Consider the following 16,077-nt stretch of genomic DNA (forward strand, 5'->3'; position numbering starts at 1 on the left):
GGCGATCGAGCGTGTCGAGCCAGGTGACCGGCGTCGGGACTTCTGGAGATGGAGAGTTCGGGGCCAATTCCTGGCTCGTCGACGAGCTGTACGAACAGTTCAAGGTCGACCGCAACTCCGTCGACAAGGAGTGGTGGCCGGTCCTCGAGAACTATCGCCCCTCCGAGCCTGCGACGGCTCCGGCCGCCCCCGCTGCTGCCGCGCCGCCGGCCGCTCCCGCCACCGCCCCGGACACGCACCCCGTGACCGCTCCGGTCCCGGTGATCGGCCAGCAGCCCGTGGCACGCACCACGACGAAGCCGGCCCGCCAGGCCCCGATCCCCGCCCAGGCGCAGGATCGCGCCACCGCGGAACCCGGCGCCGAGCAGCACGAGGACGTCGTCACGCCGCTGCGCGGCATGCCGAAGACCCTCGCCGCGAACATGGACGAGTCGCTCACCGTCCCCACCGCGACGAGCGTGCGCACCGTCCCGGCGAAGCTGATGATCGACAACCGCATCGTCATCAACAACCACATGTCCCGCACCCGCGGCGGCAAGGTCTCCTTCACGCACCTCATCGGCTGGGCGCTGATCCAGGCGCTGAAGGAGTTCCCGAGCCAGAATGTGTTCTACGCCGAGGTCGACGGCAAGCCCAGCGTCGTCGCCCCCGCGCACGTGAACCTCGGCATCGCCATCGACATCCCCAAGCCCGACGGCACCCGCGCCCTGCTCGTGCCGAGCATCAAGCGTGCCGAGTCGCTCACGTTCAGCGAGTACCTCTCCGCGTACGAGGACCTCATCGGCCGCGCGCGCGGGAACAAGCTCACCGCCGCGGACTTCCAGGGCACCACGCTGTCCCTGACGAACCCGGGCGGCATCGGCACCGTGCACTCCGTGCCGCGCCTGATGAAGGGCCAGGGCTGCATCATCGGCGCCGGCGCCCTCGAGTACCCGGCCGAGTTCCAGGGCTCCAGCCAGAAGACGCTGGACGTGCTCGGCATCGGCAAGACGATCACGCTCACCTCGACCTATGACCACCGGGTCATCCAGGGCGCGGGCTCGGGCGAGTTCCTGAAGAAGGTGCACGAGCTGCTGATCGGCGAGCGCGGCTTCTACGAGGGCATCTTCCGTGCCCTCCGGATCCCGTACGCCCCGATCCACTGGAACAAGGACATCGCGGTCGACCTCGCCGAGCGCATCGACAAGACCGCCCGCGTGCAGGAGTTGATCAACTCCTACCGCGTGCGCGGCCACCTCATGGCCGACATCGACCCGCTCGAGTACGTGCAGCGCACACACCCCGACCTCGAGATCGAGACCCACGGACTGACGTTCTGGGATCTGGACCGCGAGTTCGTCACGAACGGCTTCGGTGGTCACCGTCAGCTGAAGCTGCGCGAGATCCTCGGTGTGCTCCGCGACTCCTACTGCCGCACGATCGGCATCGAGTACATGCACATCCAGGATCCGGAGCAGCGCCGCTGGTTCCAGGACAAGGTCGAGGTCAAGTACGTCAAGCCCGGCCACGACGAGCAGCTGCGCGTGCTCAGCAAGCTCAACGAGGCCGAGGCCTTCGAGACCTTCCTGCAGACCAAGTACGTGGGCCAGAAGCGCTTCTCGCTCGAAGGCGCGGAATCGCTCGTGCCGCTGCTGGATGAGATCCTGCAGGGCGCCGCCGGTGCGGGACTCGACGGTGCCGCGATCGGCATGGCGCACCGCGGCCGCCTGAATGTGCTCGCGAACATCGCCGGCAAGACCTACGGGCAGGTGTTCCGCGAGTTCGAGGGATCCACCCTTCCGGGCAACCAGCGCGGATCCGGCGACGTCAAGTACCACCTCGGCAAGGAGGGCACCTTCGTCGCCGACGACGGCGCCGAGCTGCCGATCCTCCTCGCCGCGAACCCCTCGCACCTGGAGACCGTGGACGGCGTGCTCGAGGGCATCGCGCGTGCCAAGCAGGACCGCAAGCCGATCGGCACGTTCACCTGGCTGCCGATCCTGGTGCACGGCGACGCCGCCTTCGCGGGCCAGGGCGTCGTCGTGGAGACCCTGCAGATGTCGCAGCTGCGCGGCTACCGCACCGGTGGCACCGTGCACGTGGTCGTGAACAACCAGGTCGGCTTCACCACGCTGCCCAACGACTCACGCACCTCGGTGTATGCGACCGACGTCGCGAAGACCATCCAGGCGCCGGTCCTGCACGTGAACGGCGACGACCCCGAAGCCGTCGTGCACGTCGCGCAGCTCGCGTTCGAGTACCGCGAGCGGTTCCACCGCGACATCGTGATCGACCTGGTGTGCTATCGCCGCCGCGGCCACAACGAGGGTGACGACCCGTCGATGACGCAGCCGCTGATGACCGACCTGATCCAGGCGAAGCGCTCGGTGCGCAGCCTCTACACCGACGCTCTCGTCGGTCGTGGCGACATCACCCAGGAGGAGTACGACCAGGCCAAGGCCGACTTCCAGAACCGCCTGGAGATCGCCTTCGCGGAGACGCACGCGGCGGAGACCGGTGCCACGCCGATCGCCCCCGACCTCCCGCCCGTCGACGAGCAGATCGGCACCCCCGAGGTCACCGGCGTTCCGCTCGAGGTCGTGCACCTGATCGGCGACGCGCACGCGAACAAGCCCGAGGGCTTCACCGTGCACCCGAAGCTGCAGCAGGCGATGGACAAGCGCGTCGACATGAGCCGCAACGGCGCGATCGACTGGGGCTTCGGCGAGCTGCTCGCCTTCGGTTCGCTGCTCGTCGAGGGCACACCCGTCCGTCTGGCCGGCCAGGACTCGCGCCGCGGCACGTTCGTGTCGCGTCACGCCGTCCTGCACGACCGGGAGAACGGCCAGGAGTGGCTGCCGCTGGCGAACCTGTCCGATAACCAGGCCCGGTTCTTCGTCTACGACTCGCTGCTCAGCGAATACGCCGCGCTCGGCTTCGAGTACGGCTATTCGGTGGAACGCCCCGAGGCGCTGGTGCTGTGGGAGGCGCAGTTCGGCGACTTCGTGAACGGCGCGCAGTCGGTCATCGACGAGTACATCTCCGCCGCCGAGCAGAAGTGGGGCCAGCAGTCGAGCGTCGTGCTGCTGCTGCCGCACGGCTACGAGGGGCAGGGGCCGGATCACTCCTCCGGGCGCATCGAGCGGTTCCTGCAGCTGTGCGCGCAGGACAACATGACCGTGGCGCGCCCGTCCACGCCGGCGAGCTACTTCCATCTGCTGCGCCGTCAGGCCTACGCGAAGCCGCGCCGGCCGCTCATCGTGTTCACGCCGAAGGCGATGCTGCGACTGCGCGGCGCGACCAGCCCGGTCGAGGACTTCACCCGCGGCAAGTTCGAGGCCGTGATCGATGACACCCGGCAGCTCGACCGCACGGCCGTCAAGCGCGTGATCTTCCACTCCGGCAAGGTGCACTGGGACCTGGTCGCCGAGCTCGAGAAGAACCCGAACCCGGAGATCGCTCTGGTGCGCGTCGAACAGCTCTACCCCGTGCCGCTGCGCGCGCTCAAGGCCGTCGCCGACACCTACCCCAACGCCGAGATCGTCTGGCTGCAGGAGGAGCCGGAGAACCAGGGCGCCTGGCCGTTCCTCGCGCTGCACTTCCAGACCGTGCCCGGTCCGCGTGTCGTGCGCCCGATCACCCGGCCCGCATCGGCCGCGCCGTCGACGGGATCCTCGAAGGTGCACGCCGCGGAGCAGGCCGACCTGCTCTCGCGGGCGCTAACCCTCTGAGTCACTCCTCAGCGGATCGACGCGGTGTCCCGGTTCTCCGGGGCACCGCGTCGTCGTTCGAGGACGTTCCGGACGGCGGTCACGGCGAGCGCGATGACAGCGACCGCGGCGGGTACGACGAGCGCGACCCCCGCGAGCAGCAGCAGTCCGATCGTGCAGACCGAGGCGATCACCGCCATCCACCAGCCGGGTGTGCGCCGCGGCAGGATCCGGATCGCCGCGATCATGCCGATCGTGTAGACGGCCACCATGCTCGCGGTGTGGATGAGGATGAACGGCGCCAGCGCGAACCCGGTCGCCCACGACACCGCGAAGTAGGCCAGCACGAGCGCCATCGACAGCAGCAGCGCGCGGCGCGGCACCTCGCCCGACTCCGCGCCCTTCGCGAACCAGCGCGGCAGGTCGCCGTTGCCGGCTAGCGATGCTCCGAGCTTGCCGAACGCGGCGAGGTAGACGTTGAGCACGCCGAGCGCGACCACCGCCGAGACCACGCCGATGAGCGTGGGTGCCGCGCGCACGCCACCCGCCTCGGCGAGATCGAGCAGGACGACATCGCCGCGCCCCGCCCGCTCCCCCAGGGCGCCGACGGTCACGACCTGCAGCGCGAGATAGCAGCCGCCCGCGAGCACGAGCGTGATCGCCGTGGCCAGCGGGATGGTGCGCCGCGGCCGGGCGAACTCGCCGGAGATGTGGGTGCCCACCTCCCAGCCGGCGAAGGCCCACACGAACATCACGATCGCCGTACCCACGCCGCCCCATCCATGCGGCAGGAACGGCGTGAAGCTCTCCGGGCGCRCGGCGGGCGCCGCCACCGCGACCACCACGACGACGATCGCGAGCAGCAGGCCGGTCATCACCAGCTGCAGCCAGCCGGTCAGCCGCACCCCGAACAGGTTGGCGACGAACGGCACCACGAGGAACCCGAGAGCGAGCCAGGGCACACCCGCGCTGTCGATCCCGACCGCGGTCGCGATGTAGCGGGCGCCGAGCACCGACACGACGGGCCCTCCCGCCGCGACGCCGAACAGGAACCAGTACCCGGTGGCCCGCGCCGCGGTGGGGCCGAGAGCCCGACGCGCGTAGCTGGCCACGCCGCCCGGATCCGGGTGACGCGCGGCGAGCGCCGCGAACGCGCCCGCGAGCGGCACCGCCAGGAGCGTGATCACCCCGACCGCGATGAGGCTGGCGGGGCCCGCCGTCTTCGCCGCGAGCCCGGGGAGCACCAGCAGGCCGGTGCCGAGCACCGAGGCGAGGTACAGCGCGATACCCTGGGCCAGCCCGAGCCCGGGCGGCGCGACGATGCCGAGGTCTGCGCCGTCGGCGCCCTCTGCGGGACGGAGTGCGGTCATCCCCTCACGGTAACGAGGGGGTCGGACATTCAGTACCAGATGCTCAGCGCGGGCGCCGCGGCGGTGCCGAAGGCGTCCTGGATCGCGACCGCGGTCTCCGCCGCGGCCGAGATCCGGCCGGCGGCGCGCAGCGTCGTCGCGCTCACGCCACCGAGGTACAGCGATGACAGCATGTCCACGCCGAGCTCGACGTCGGGGGCGTCCGCCGTGGCGTCGACGATGCCCCTCCCGTCCTGACCGACCCGCAGACGCCAGGTTCCTTCGGCGAGGCCGAGCGGATCGGACACCCTCAGGACGAGATCCAGGGGCGCACGGTACGTGCGCGCGGCGAGCACGGCGGGGACATCCAGGATCCGCAGCCAGCCGTGGTCGTGCACGGTGACCTGAACGGCGCGCTGGTTCGCGACGAGCCACGGCAGCGGATCGTCGACGGGCCGCAGGTCCGCGCGCACGGTGCGGATCAGATCGTGGTTGACGGCGAACGCCCAGAGCGCGCGCAGCGCTTCCGGCGTCTCCGCGTCGAGGTGACGGATCGCGAGGTCGGCGCCGAACTCCTCGGCGAGCTCGTCGAGCGTGTAGGCGAGCACACCTCGTGTGACGCCGTCGGCATCTGCCGCCCTGACGCCCCGCACGGCGCGGGAGCGCTCGTCGCCCGGCACCAGGCCCGCCATGYGACGCCAGCGCAGCGACCATCCGGGGATGTCGCCGGACCGGTCCAGGCGAGTCCGCTCGTGCACCTCGCCGAGCGCCGTCCGCAGCGCTTCCGGCTCGAGGTACTCCACCGTGGTCGCGTCCCCCACGGCAGGCCATGAGATGCCGCCGGCACGTCGGGCATCGACCTGCAGATGGGAGACGGGGATCGCCGGACCGAAGCCGTAGCGTCCGTAGATCGTCGCCTCCGTCGCGGTGAGCCCTGCGATCGGCACTCCGGCCGCGGCCGCAGCGCGCAGCTCGCCCTCCAGCAGGTTGCGCGCGATCCCCCGACGGCGGTGCGTCGCCGCGACGGTGACGGCGCTGATCGCCCACATGTCGATGTGCGCACCGGCGTCGCCGGGCACGGTCATCGGAGTCACCCAGGAGTCGACGGTCGCGACCGGAAGCTCGCCGCCCGGCGCGTACACGCCGATGTTGCGCCGCTCGGACATCATCTCGCCCATGAGGCGGATGGTCTCGTCGTCGGGCTCCTTGTCGAGGAATCCTCGCGCGTCGGCCCGGGCGAATCCGCGCCGCTGCGCCGGATCCGACATGTCGACGATGCGGTAGTCGAGACCTGAAGCGCTCAGGCGCTCCTTCGAGCGCAGGTCGACGGGAACGTCACGGGCGTCGAGGGCTGCCATGCCTCCACCCTAGCCAGGGCGGTGGGCACCGGGCGCGCGACGAGTGGACCGCGAGTGGTCAGTGCACAGCCGCCTGGACGGCGCGCAGCCGCGCGAGCACCTGGTCGCGCAGCTCCTCGGGAGCCGTCTCCTTGCACGCCCGGGAGACGACCTCGGTCAGCGTGGTCGCGACGAGGGCCTCCTCTGCGCAGGACGGGCAGTTCTCGAGATGCTCGCGGATGTCCGAGTGCTCCGTCTTGCACATCTCATTGCGGAGGTATTCCTCCAGGTCCTGCCGCGCCTTGGTGCATCCGCAGTCCGTCATTTCGTGCTCCTCGTGCCGGCCGTGGCGATGCCTCGCTCCGCGGCGTAGTCCGCCAACAGCTCCCGCAGCATGCGACGCCCGCGGTGCAGGCGGCTCATCACGGTGCCGATGGGGGTCTTCATGATGTCGGCGATCTCCTGGTAGGCGAAGCCCTCGACGTCGGCGAGGTACACCGCCAGCCTGAAGTCCTCCGGGACCGCCTGCAGCGCCTCCTTGACGATCGACGCGGGCATCCGGTCGATCGCCTCGGCTTCGGCCGAGCGGCTGTGCGACGCCGTGGTCGACTCGGCGCCGCCGAGCTGCCAGTCCTCCAGCTCGTCGATCGTGCCCTGATAGGGCTCGCGCTGGCGCTTGCGGTAGATGTTGATGTAGGTGTTTGTCAGGATCCGGTACAGCCATGCCTTCAGGTTCGTGCCCTGCGTGAAGCTCGACCACGAGGCGAACGCCTTCACGAACGTCTCCTGGACCAGGTCCGCGGCGTCGGACGGGTTGCGCGTCATGCGCATGGCGGCGGCGTACAGCTGATCCATGAAGGGGATCGCCTGCTCCTCGAATTCCCGGCGCGCGGAGGAGTCCGCGTCCGGCTGCGCGTCCAGCGGTGCGTGATCGTTCATCGCCAGCCAGTTTAGGCCGAGAACGTCGACCTCCACCGGTTCGAGCGTCGCGAGCATGCGCACTGCCTTCCTTGTTTCTCGCCCTCCGCTGCCGGAGGCCTTCAGTAGGGTAGGAACCGATGAGCGCCTCCCTGTATTCCCCTGCCCCGCGCGGACGCTGGTCCGCGCCGGTCGCCGCCGACTCCCTGAGTGCGCGGCTGCGCGTGCCGGGATCCAAATCGCTCACCAACCGCGAACTCGTGCTGGCCGCGATCGCCGACGCCCCGGGAATCGTCTCGGCCCCGCTGCATTCGGACGACTCCGCGCGCATGATCGACGCACTGCGCGTCCTCGGCGTCGGGGTCGAGGAACAGTTCGGCACCGGGGAGTTCGGCCCCGACCTGCGGATCACCCCCGCCCCGCTCACCGGCGGCACCACCGTCGACTGCGGCCAGGCCGGCACGGTGATGCGGTTCATCGCGCCACTCGCGGGACTCGCTCGCGGCGACGTGCTGCTGACTGCACATGAGACGGCGCTGCACCGTCCCATGGGCGCCATGATCCACGCTCTGCGCGATCTCGGCGTCGACATCGAGGACAACGGCAGCTGGTCTCTGCCGTTCACGATCCGTGGCCGCGGGCACATCCGCGGCGGCCGCGTGGAGATCGACGCCTCTGCATCGAGCCAGTTCGTGTCGGGTCTGCTGCTCGCGGCGCCGCGCTTCGATGTCGGTCTGCATCTGGTGCACACCGGTGAGCGGCTGCCGAGCATGCCGCACATCGACATGACCGTGGAGACGCTGACGCGCCGCGGGATCAAGGTCACCCGACCCGGCCCCGGCGAATGGATGGTGGAGGGCGGCGTCCCGCGCTCCCGGGAGATCGCCATCGAACCGGACCTGTCCAACGCCGCCCCGTTCCTCGCGGCGGCGCTCGTCGCCGGCGGCGAGGTCTCGATCGAGGGCTGGCCGAACCGCTCCACGCAGCCCGGCGCGCTGCTGCCCGATCTGCTGGAGCGCCTCGGCGCTGACGTGCACCGTGCAGACGGGGTGCTCATCGTGCGCGGCACCGGTCGCATCCGCGGCGGCGAGTTCGACCTATCGGCCGCGGGAGAGCTCGCACCGACCTTCGTGGGTCTCGCCGCCCTGGCGGACGAGCCCACCACGATCACCGGCATCGGCCACATCCGCCTGCACGAGACCGACCGGATCGCCGCACTCGCCGGCAATCTGCGAGCCCTCGGCGGTGAGGCCCTGGAGCTCGAGGACGGCATCMGCATCATCCCCGCGACATTGCGGGGAGGCACCTGGCCGGCACACCACGATCACCGCATGGCGACCACGGGCGCTCTCATCGGTCTGCGCGTGCCCGGCGTCGAGATCGACGAGATCGGCACCACGGCGAAGACTCTGCCCGAGTTCACCCAGCTGTGGGAGCGCATGCTGTCCGTCGACGCCCCGGGGAGCGCACCCGCGTGAGCTGGCTGGAGGACGACGGCGACGACGAGCTCGACGACTTCGACGAGTCCCAGATCCGGATGCGCCCGAATCCGAAGGCGAACCGTCCGCGCACCAAGCGCCGCCCCGCGCACAACGATGCCGAGATCGGGCGCGTCCTGGGCGTGGATCGGGGGCGGTACGCCGTGCTGATCGGCGAGGGCACCGATGACGAGCACACCATCACCACCACGCGCGCCAGAGAGCTGCGCCGCACGCCGATCGTCACGGGCGACGCCGCACGCGTGGTCGGCGACGTCTCCGGCGACGAAGGCACCCTCGGCCGGATCGTCGGCATCCTCGAACGCTCCTCTCTGCTGCGCCGCAGCGCCGACGACACCGACCAGGTCGAGCGCGTCATCGTCGCCAACGCCGACCAGATGCTCATCGTCGTCGCTGCGGCGGACCCCGAGCCGCGCGAGCGCCTGGTCGACCGCTACCTGGTGGCAGCCCTCGACGCCGGGATCCGTCCGCTGCTGGTGGTCACCAAGACGGATCTGGCGGATCCGGCCGAGTTCCTGACGCACTTCGAAGGCCTGGATCTGACGGTCTTCACCAGCGCGCAGGGCGAGATGCCGGTCGACGAGATCGGCCGAGCCCTCATCGGTCACTCCACCGTGTTCGTCGGACACTCCGGCGTCGGCAAGTCCACGCTCGTGAACGCCCTCGTGCCGGGAGCCGGGCGGGCCACCGGGCACGTGAACGAGGTCACCGGGCGCGGCAGGCACACGTCCTCGTCGACGGTGTCACTGCGCTATGTTGCTCCGCCCCTCGCCCCCGGCTCCGACGGCGGGTCCGGCTGGGTGATCGACACGCCGGGCGTGCGCTCCTTCGGGCTGGGGCACGTGGATCCGCAGAACATCCTCGCCGCCTTCACCGAGCTCGCCGTGATCGCGGAGAACTGTCCGCGCGGCTGCACGCACCGCGCCGACGCGGAGGACTGCGCGCTCAACGAGGCCGCTGCGGACGGAGCGCTCGGCGAGGCCGGGCTGGCACGGCTGGAATCGCTGCAGCGGCTGCTGGCGACCTTCGCGGACAAGCTCTGAGCGGATCCGCTCCCCGGGGTGCGGGTAGCCTGGACGGGTGATCGCACAGCGCCTCGAACCCGGATCCCCCGCCCCCGACTTCACTCTGCACGACCAGGACGGCGCGTCCGTCTCCCTGCACGACCTGCGCGGCCGGAACGTCATCCTGTACTTCTACCCGGCGGCGATGACCCCGGGCTGCACGACCGAGGCGTGCGACTTCCGCGACAGCCTCGCCTCGCTGCAGGGCGCGGGCTACACGGTGCTGGGAGTCTCCCGCGACGACGTGGCCAAGCTCAAGCAGTTCGCCGAGCGCGACGGGCTCTCCTTCCCGCTGCTCAGCGACGCCGACCTCGCCGTGCATCGCGCGTACGGGGTGTGGGGCGAGAAGAAGAACTACGGCAAGGTGATCCAGGGCGTGATCCGCTCGACCTTCGTCATCGATGAGGACGGCGTGATCGCGCACGCGCTCTACAACGTCAAGGCCACCGGCCACGTCGCCCGCATCCGCAAGCTCGTGGGCCTCGCCGCGTAACGCTTCAGTCGTCCTGCTGTTCGGCATCGGCACGCCGACGGGCTTCCAGCCCCGCGCGCCGGGTCAGCAGGAACAGCAGAACCGCGCCGATCACGCCCGGGATCAGCAGTGCGAGCACGAACACGACCGGGAACGGCCGTGCCGTGAGCGCGCTCAGGGCGACGGCGATCGCAAGGATTTGCGCCACCATTCCTCCGCTGCGCCCGAACGAGCGTCCGCGCAGCACGGCCAGGGCAAGAGCGGCGAGCCCCACCGCACCGACCGCGCTGAGCCCGATCAGTCCCAGGGCAGAGGGCAGCGAGGTGGCGGCGCCGGAGCTCAGACCGAACACCTCCCCGAGGGTGACCACGAGCAGTGCCACCGCTTCGAGGGCGAGCACGGCCGCCGCCGCGATGGTCAGTCTCGACGGGCGCATAAGGGGCTCCTGGATGGTGTCGGGTCGTCGGCGTTCGCTCACGGTTCGGCTCCCGTTCACACGGAGTGCAGAAAATCCTTGATCGCTCGCCTTTCATGTAAGAGAATAGATGACAGCCATGTGCTCCCACAGCGGCGTGGGGCGAGCATCCGCTCGCATCACCGATGGGCGTCGACCCCCGAACGCCGCCTACGAATTCCGGGCACGCGAGATTCGCGCGCCCATGACATTTCCACACCGAGGAGCCCCCATGGATTGGCGCGACAAGGCCGCCTGTCTCACCGTCGACCCCGAGCTGTTCTTCCCCGTCGGGAACACCGGTCCGGCCGTCGATCAGATCGAGAAGGCGAAGGCCGTGTGCGCCCGGTGCACCGTCACCGAGGTMTGCCTGCAGTACGCCCTCGAGTCCAGCCAGGAYTCGGGCGTGTGGGGCGGACTCAGCGAGGATGAGCGCCGCGCTCTCAAGCGCCGCGCCGCTCGCGCCCGCCGCGCCGGCTGACGCGCGCTCTCCGGCGCCGCGCCGCCCGCGCGGGCCAGGCGCATCCGGCTCAGCGGTTCACCCAGCGCATCGGAAGGTCGATCGTGACCACGGTGCCCTCGCCGTCCGASCCCTCCCASACGATCGTGCCACCGAGCTCGCCCTGGATGAGGGTGCGGATGATCTGCGTGCCCAGGCCCTGACCGATCCGCCCCTCGGGCAGACCGTGTCCGGTGTCGCTGACGATCACACGCAGGTTCTCGTCGGTGCGCTGCGCCTCGATGGTGACCAGGCCCTCCTGGCCCGCGAGTCCGTGCTCCACGGCGTTGGTGACGACCTCGGTGAGCGCGAGGGCGAGGGGCGTCGCATACTCGCTCGGCAGCACGCCGAACCGCCCCGTCGACTGGGTGCGCGCCCGGGTGTTGGGCGCCGAGGCGACCTCCGCCACGAGCTTCAGCACGCGCGCGAACACCTCGTCGAAGTCGACTTTCTGCGCCAGTCCCCCGGCGAGCGTGTCGTGCACCACGGCGATCGACTCGACRCGTCGCATCGCCTGSGTCAGCGCGTCGCGCGCCTCCTCGGAGTGCGTRCGRCGGGCCTGGATCCGCAGCAGSGAYGCGACCGTCTGCAGGTTGTTCTTCACCCGGTGGTGGATCTCGCGGATCGTCGCGTCCTTGGTGATGAGCTCCTGCTCCTGGTGACGCAGCTCCGACACGTCGCGGCACAGCACGATGGCGCCGATCCGGGTGCCGTGGTCCTTGAGCGGGATGGCTCGCAGGGAGACGGTGACGCCGCGCGCTTCCACGTCCGTGCGCCACGGAGCGCGCCCGGTGACCACGACCGGCAGCGACTCATCGACCTGCCGCGAAGGGGGCACGATCCGCGTCGTGACCTCGACCAGCGACTCCCCCTCGAGCTCCTCGTCGAAGCCCATCCGGTTGAACGCGCTCAGGGCGTTCGGGCTGGCGAACGTGACGACGCCGTCGACATCGATGCGGATGAGACCGTCCGAGGCGCGCGGAGCGCCGCGGCGTGGCGACGTGGGCGCGGAAGGGTCGGGGAACTCCCCGCCGGCGATCATGCCGAACAGGTCGTCCGCGGCCTCGTTGAACGTGATCTGCTGCCGGGAGGGCGTGCGCGCCTCACCGAGGTTCGTGTGCCGGGTGAGCACGCCGATCGGCTGCCGGTGTCCGCCATCGTCGCCGTTCTTGCGGGCGCGCACGATCGGCACCGCCCTGACCCTGGTCGGCGTCTCCTCGAACCAGTCAGGGTTCGCCGAGTCGACGATCCCGGCCGTGTCGAACGCGCCCTGCACCTGGGTGCGCCACTGCGGTCGCACCCGCTCCCCCACGATGTCGCGGTAGAACAGSGTCGCCGCGCCGCTCGGCCGGGTGTGCGCGACCGCGATGAAGGATCCGTCGGCCGTCGCGATCCAGATCACGATGTCCGCGGAAGCCAGATCCGCCAGCAACTGCCCGTCGCCGGCCAGGCGATGCAGCCATTCRATGTCCTCGTCGGCGAGGCAGCCCTGGGCCTGGGCGAGATCACTGAGTGTCGACACCCTGACAGCCTAGGGCGTATCCCCGGCCCGCACGCGCGGGGCGGAGGGCGGCGGAGCCGGGCTCAGAGCACGGCGAGCGAGGTGGCTCTCCAACGCCGGTCCAACCCCTCCATACGCACCGCCACAGCCCTGGTCCGGCCGGGGGTCTGCACGATCAGGGTGGCCTCGACGATGCCGTCCGCCGGCGATGACACGTGGGTGGAGAGGACCCGGAAGACGGGCCTGGCCGGTGCGACACCGCGCGCGCTGCGGGCTCGCGCAGACAGGTTCGCGCGGGCCGTGAGCACGAGGAAGGCATCCTCGCTGAGCCAGCGCGCGAGCTGATCCGCTTCGCGCACCCCGGCCAGCACCTCGAGGACGCCGCGCGTGAGGCTCTGCAGCAGCGGAGCCGGATCCGGCAGTTCTGCGGTCGGCGTGGGCTGCGGTGCGAAATCCTCGAGCGTCATCATCGGTGTTCTCCCCCTCGAGATTCGGATGGCGTGACTGGCATTCGAGCACATTCGCAGGCGCCGTGGGCCGTCTTCGCCGAGGAATGTGGATAACCCGTATATCGCCTCCGCCGCTTCCCGTAGCCTCGACGGCATGGAATGGGATCGGCTGTTCGAAGACCTCGAGGATCAGATCGCCTCGGGCTGGGAGGCGGAGCGCGCCGCCCTGGACGCCGAGACCGAGCGGCTGCGCATCGCGCGGCTCGACCTGCGCACGCGCCTGGGCGTACTCGTCGACGAGGGCGGTGCTGTCGCCGCCGTGCTCACCGATTCGACCCGGGTGCGCGGCCGACTGCGCGCGGTCGGCGCCGACTGGGCGGCTGTGCAACCGCAGGACGCGCCCGGTCTCGTGCTGCTGCCCGCGCACGCCGTGGAGCTGTGGGCGCTCGATCACGGCGCGCTGCTGAGCAGCGGCGCCACCGCCGAGCCGCTCTCGCCGCTGCGCGAGCGGATGACGTTCGGCTTCGTGGTCCGGGACCTCGCCCGGCGCCGCAGCGGGGTGACCCTGCGCACCCGCTCCGGCACGGTGCTGGCGGGCACGATCGACCGGGCCGGGTCCGATCATCTGGATCTCGCGCTGCATGATGCCGGCTCTCCGCGACGCGCGAGGGCGGTCACGGGATTCCGCATCGTTCCGTTCGCGTCGGTGCTCTCCATCGGCACGGATGCGCCCGCGCCCGGCCTCGGTTGACGGCAGGCTCGCAACCGCCGCCGGCGAGGCGGGATCAGGACCCGGACGAGGGCCGGTTCACTCCCCGAGGCGGACCGGAGGGCCCCACAGCTCGGGGAAGCTCGCCGCGTTCGCCTGCCGCCACAGCGCCCTGCGCCGCGCGTCCTCCGCCTGCTCCGCCAGGTACTCGGTGATCGAGCCCTCCTCCACCCGCCAGGCGGCCGGAGCACCGAGCCGCGCGCCGCGCAGCCTGCCCTGCATGATGAGCTCGACGACCTCATCGACGTGCACGCCGAGGAGCTCGGCCACCTGGGCCGGGGCGAGATAGCGCACTGCAGGCGTGGATGCGTCGGGCATGCACCCATTGTGCTCCGCGTCAGGGCGTGCGCGGCGACCGGCGGAGCGCTGTGGATAACTTTCCCGGCACGGATCCGGATTCTGTGACCATGAGCACATGAGCACCGCACGAGCCGCCCGCCGGCCCTGGACCGATCTGCGCTTCTTCATCGGCCTCGCCTTGATCGTCGTCTCCGTCGCCGGAGTCTGGCTGATCGTGGGCGCAGCGAAGCAGACCAGTCCCGCACTGCAGGCCGTGCGCACGATCGTGCCAGGCGAGCCGCTCACCTCCGCCGACGTGCGCGTCGTCGACGTCGTACTCGGCACGGTGGGATTCGGCTACCTCACCCCTGGCACCCTCGAGCCCGGCCTGATCGCGACGCGCACGATCGCGGAGGGCGAGCTGGTGCCCTCGACGGCCGCGGCCGACGCCGACCAGGGGCGCACCACCTCGGTCGTGGTCCGCAGCACGGTGCCGGTTCCCGCCTCGATCATCAAGGGCTCCGTGGTCGAGTTGTGGGCGGCCGAGCCTCTCGAAGACAGCAAGGGTTTCGGTGAGCCGCGAGTGCTGCTGTCCGAGGCCACCGTGGCCTCCGTCGACCGCGATGACGGCCCGCTGTCCGCCAAGGCCACCACGCTCGAGCTCGTCGTGAGCCGGGCGAAGGTCGGAGAGGTGCTCACGGCGCTGACCGACGGATCCTCGCTGTCGGTGGTGCCGATCGGCGCACGGTCATGACCGGCATCGTCCTGGCCCTGCCGCCGGAGCGCGCCGAGACGCTCGCCGAGGAGCTGGGGCTCGCGGGCATCACGGTGATCGCGCGGATGACACCGGAGCAGGCGGCCAGGCTGGTCGCACACGCCGAGGAGCTCCGTGATGCCGAAGCGCTGCTGATCCCCGCGGAGCGGGCCTGGCTGAGCGCTGCGCTGCGTGGCGCCTGCGACCGCGCCGGCGTGCGGATCCTGACCCTGGGCGACGGTCCGGCCGCCGTTCGACTCACCCACCGGCACGGACTGGGCACGCCCCTGCCCGCGTCTTCGAGCGGATGGGACGTCGCCGACGCATTGCAGGCCGACGACGCGGGCGCCGGCCGGGACGAGATCGGTGCGGAGGAGCTCGACACGGCGGCCGCGCCGAATCGGCTGATCGCCGTGTGGGGCCCGCACGGCGCTCCGGGGCGCAGCACCCTGGCCGTGCAGCTCGCGGCCCTCCTCGCCGCCCCGGACCGCGGGGTCGCCCTCGTCGACGCCGACACGCACGCGCCGGCGCTCGCCCTCATGCTGGGCCTCACCGACGACGGCCCCGGTATCGCCGCGGCCTGCCGCCGCGCCGAACTCGGGCTGCTCGACGGCGCCGAGCTGAGCCGTCTGTCCAGCCCCGTGGAATCGTCCGGCGGCACCGTCGACGTACTGGTCGGGATCAACCGTCCCACGCGCTGGCCCGAGCTGTCCGCGACCCGCCTGCAGGCCGCGCTCGATGCGTGCCGCACCTGGAGCGCGGTGACCCTGGTCGACGTCGCGGCCTCGCTCGAGGCTGACGAGGAGATCATCAGCGACCTGGACGGACCGCGCCGCAATGCCGCGACGCTCACCGCGCTGCGCAGCGCCGACCGCATCGTGGCGGTGGCCGCCGCCGATCCGCTCGGGATCGCGCGGTTCGTGCGGGGCTATGCGGAGCYGTGCGCCGAGATCGGGGACGTGCCCGTCACCGTCGCCGTGAACAAGGTGCGACCCGGGCCTCTCGGCATCGACGCGCGCGGACAGATCCGGCGTGCCCTGGACC

Annotated in this window: 16 protein-coding genes; 8 read left to right on the forward strand and 8 right to left on the reverse strand. The window is 71.0% G+C overall.

Annotated elements, in window-relative coordinates; translation table 11 throughout:
- Positions 1–11 precede the first annotated feature (11 nt).
- Positions 12–3,710 (forward strand): multifunctional oxoglutarate decarboxylase/oxoglutarate dehydrogenase thiamine pyrophosphate-binding subunit/dihydrolipoyllysine-residue succinyltransferase subunit, encoded by a 3,699-nt coding sequence (locus AC1DMN_RS11920; protein ID WP_440732279.1) that lies wholly within the window; start codon positions 12–14, stop codon positions 3,708–3,710.
- Positions 3,711–3,718: 8 nt separating this feature from the next.
- Here AC1DMN_RS11920 and AC1DMN_RS11925 read toward each other — a convergent pair whose 3' ends face one another.
- Genes AC1DMN_RS11925 through AC1DMN_RS11940 form a run of 4 tightly spaced genes read right to left on the reverse strand, consistent with a single transcriptional unit; the run spans position 3,719 to position 7,371 of the window.
- Positions 3,719–5,059, reverse strand: a complete 1,341-nt coding sequence (locus tag AC1DMN_RS11925; RefSeq protein WP_477384284.1) for an APC family permease — start codon at positions 5,057–5,059, stop codon at positions 3,719–3,721.
- Positions 5,060–5,088: 29 nt separating this feature from the next.
- Positions 5,089–6,396 (reverse strand): GNAT family N-acetyltransferase, encoded by a 1,308-nt coding sequence (locus AC1DMN_RS11930; protein ID WP_477384286.1) that lies wholly within the window; start codon positions 6,394–6,396, stop codon positions 5,089–5,091.
- Between the two features lie 58 nt (positions 6,397–6,454).
- On the reverse strand, positions 6,455–6,700 hold the full coding sequence (rsrA, locus tag AC1DMN_RS11935) for a mycothiol system anti-sigma-R factor (protein ID WP_477230746.1): 246 nt from the start codon (positions 6,698–6,700) through the stop codon (positions 6,455–6,457).
- The gene (locus AC1DMN_RS11940; RefSeq protein WP_440732282.1) at positions 6,697–7,371 is read right to left on the reverse strand and encodes a sigma-70 family RNA polymerase sigma factor; all 675 of its coding nucleotides are present in this window, start codon (positions 7,369–7,371) and stop codon (positions 6,697–6,699) included. Before AC1DMN_RS11940 ends, rsrA begins: the two co-directional genes overlap by 4 nt.
- A gap of 62 nt (positions 7,372–7,433) precedes the next feature.
- Between AC1DMN_RS11940 and aroA the strand changes: the two genes are divergently transcribed.
- Genes aroA through bcp form a run of 3 tightly spaced genes read left to right on the forward strand, consistent with a single transcriptional unit; the run spans position 7,434 to position 10,349 of the window.
- Positions 7,434–8,771 (forward strand): 3-phosphoshikimate 1-carboxyvinyltransferase, encoded by a 1,338-nt coding sequence (gene aroA / locus AC1DMN_RS11945; protein WP_477384288.1) that lies wholly within the window; start codon positions 7,434–7,436, stop codon positions 8,769–8,771.
- Positions 8,768–9,835, forward strand: a complete 1,068-nt coding sequence (gene rsgA / locus AC1DMN_RS11950; RefSeq protein ID WP_441976728.1) for a ribosome small subunit-dependent GTPase A — start codon at positions 8,768–8,770, stop codon at positions 9,833–9,835. Before aroA ends, rsgA begins: the two co-directional genes overlap by 4 nt.
- Positions 9,836–9,872: 37 nt before the next feature.
- Complete coding sequence (gene bcp, locus AC1DMN_RS11955; RefSeq protein WP_477230748.1) at positions 9,873–10,349, forward strand: thioredoxin-dependent thiol peroxidase; 477 nt, start codon at positions 9,873–9,875, stop codon at positions 10,347–10,349.
- A 4-nt stretch (positions 10,350–10,353) separates the two neighbouring features.
- Here the strand turns inward: bcp and AC1DMN_RS11960 are convergent, their stop codons facing one another.
- The gene (locus AC1DMN_RS11960; RefSeq protein WP_477230749.1) at positions 10,354–10,764 is read right to left on the reverse strand and encodes a hypothetical protein; all 411 of its coding nucleotides are present in this window, start codon (positions 10,762–10,764) and stop codon (positions 10,354–10,356) included.
- A gap of 250 nt (positions 10,765–11,014) precedes the next feature.
- On the opposite strand from AC1DMN_RS11960, the gene AC1DMN_RS11965 reads away from it, so the two are divergent.
- Positions 11,015–11,263 (forward strand): WhiB family transcriptional regulator, encoded by a 249-nt coding sequence (locus AC1DMN_RS11965; protein ID WP_045249333.1) that lies wholly within the window; start codon positions 11,015–11,017, stop codon positions 11,261–11,263.
- Positions 11,264–11,312: 49 nt separating this feature from the next.
- Here AC1DMN_RS11965 and AC1DMN_RS11970 read toward each other — a convergent pair whose 3' ends face one another.
- Together AC1DMN_RS11970 and AC1DMN_RS11975 are read right to left on the reverse strand one after the other, a co-directional pair.
- Positions 11,313–12,803 carry a sensor histidine kinase gene (locus AC1DMN_RS11970; RefSeq protein ID WP_477230750.1) on the reverse strand — a complete coding sequence of 497 codons (1,491 nt, stop codon included), beginning with the start codon at positions 12,801–12,803 and terminating at the stop codon, positions 11,313–11,315.
- A 62-nt stretch (positions 12,804–12,865) separates the two neighbouring features.
- On the reverse strand, positions 12,866–13,249 hold the full coding sequence (locus AC1DMN_RS11975; protein WP_374107815.1) for an Rv3235 family protein: 384 nt from the start codon (positions 13,247–13,249) through the stop codon (positions 12,866–12,868).
- 136 nt (positions 13,250–13,385) lie between these two features.
- Between AC1DMN_RS11975 and AC1DMN_RS11980 the strand changes: the two genes are divergently transcribed.
- A complete protein-coding gene (locus AC1DMN_RS11980; protein WP_440732288.1) occupies positions 13,386–13,982 on the forward strand; it encodes a hypothetical protein in 597 nt (198 codons plus the stop codon).
- Positions 13,983–14,039: 57 nt separating this feature from the next.
- On the opposite strand, the gene AC1DMN_RS11985 is transcribed toward AC1DMN_RS11980, so the two are convergent.
- Positions 14,040–14,318, reverse strand: a complete 279-nt coding sequence (locus tag AC1DMN_RS11985; protein ID WP_440732289.1) for a helix-turn-helix domain-containing protein — start codon at positions 14,316–14,318, stop codon at positions 14,040–14,042.
- A 97-nt stretch (positions 14,319–14,415) separates the two neighbouring features.
- On the opposite strand from AC1DMN_RS11985, the gene AC1DMN_RS11990 reads away from it, so the two are divergent.
- Positions 14,416–15,033 (forward strand): SAF domain-containing protein, encoded by a 618-nt coding sequence (locus AC1DMN_RS11990; RefSeq protein WP_477230751.1) that lies wholly within the window; start codon positions 14,416–14,418, stop codon positions 15,031–15,033.
- Positions 15,030–16,077 (forward strand): P-loop NTPase (locus AC1DMN_RS11995; protein WP_477384290.1); only part of this gene is annotated, 1,048 nt, incomplete at its 3' end. The genes AC1DMN_RS11990 and AC1DMN_RS11995, both read left to right, overlap by 4 nt.

The sequence above is a fragment of the Microbacterium sp. 01T413_2 genome (genome assembly GCF_056398985.1).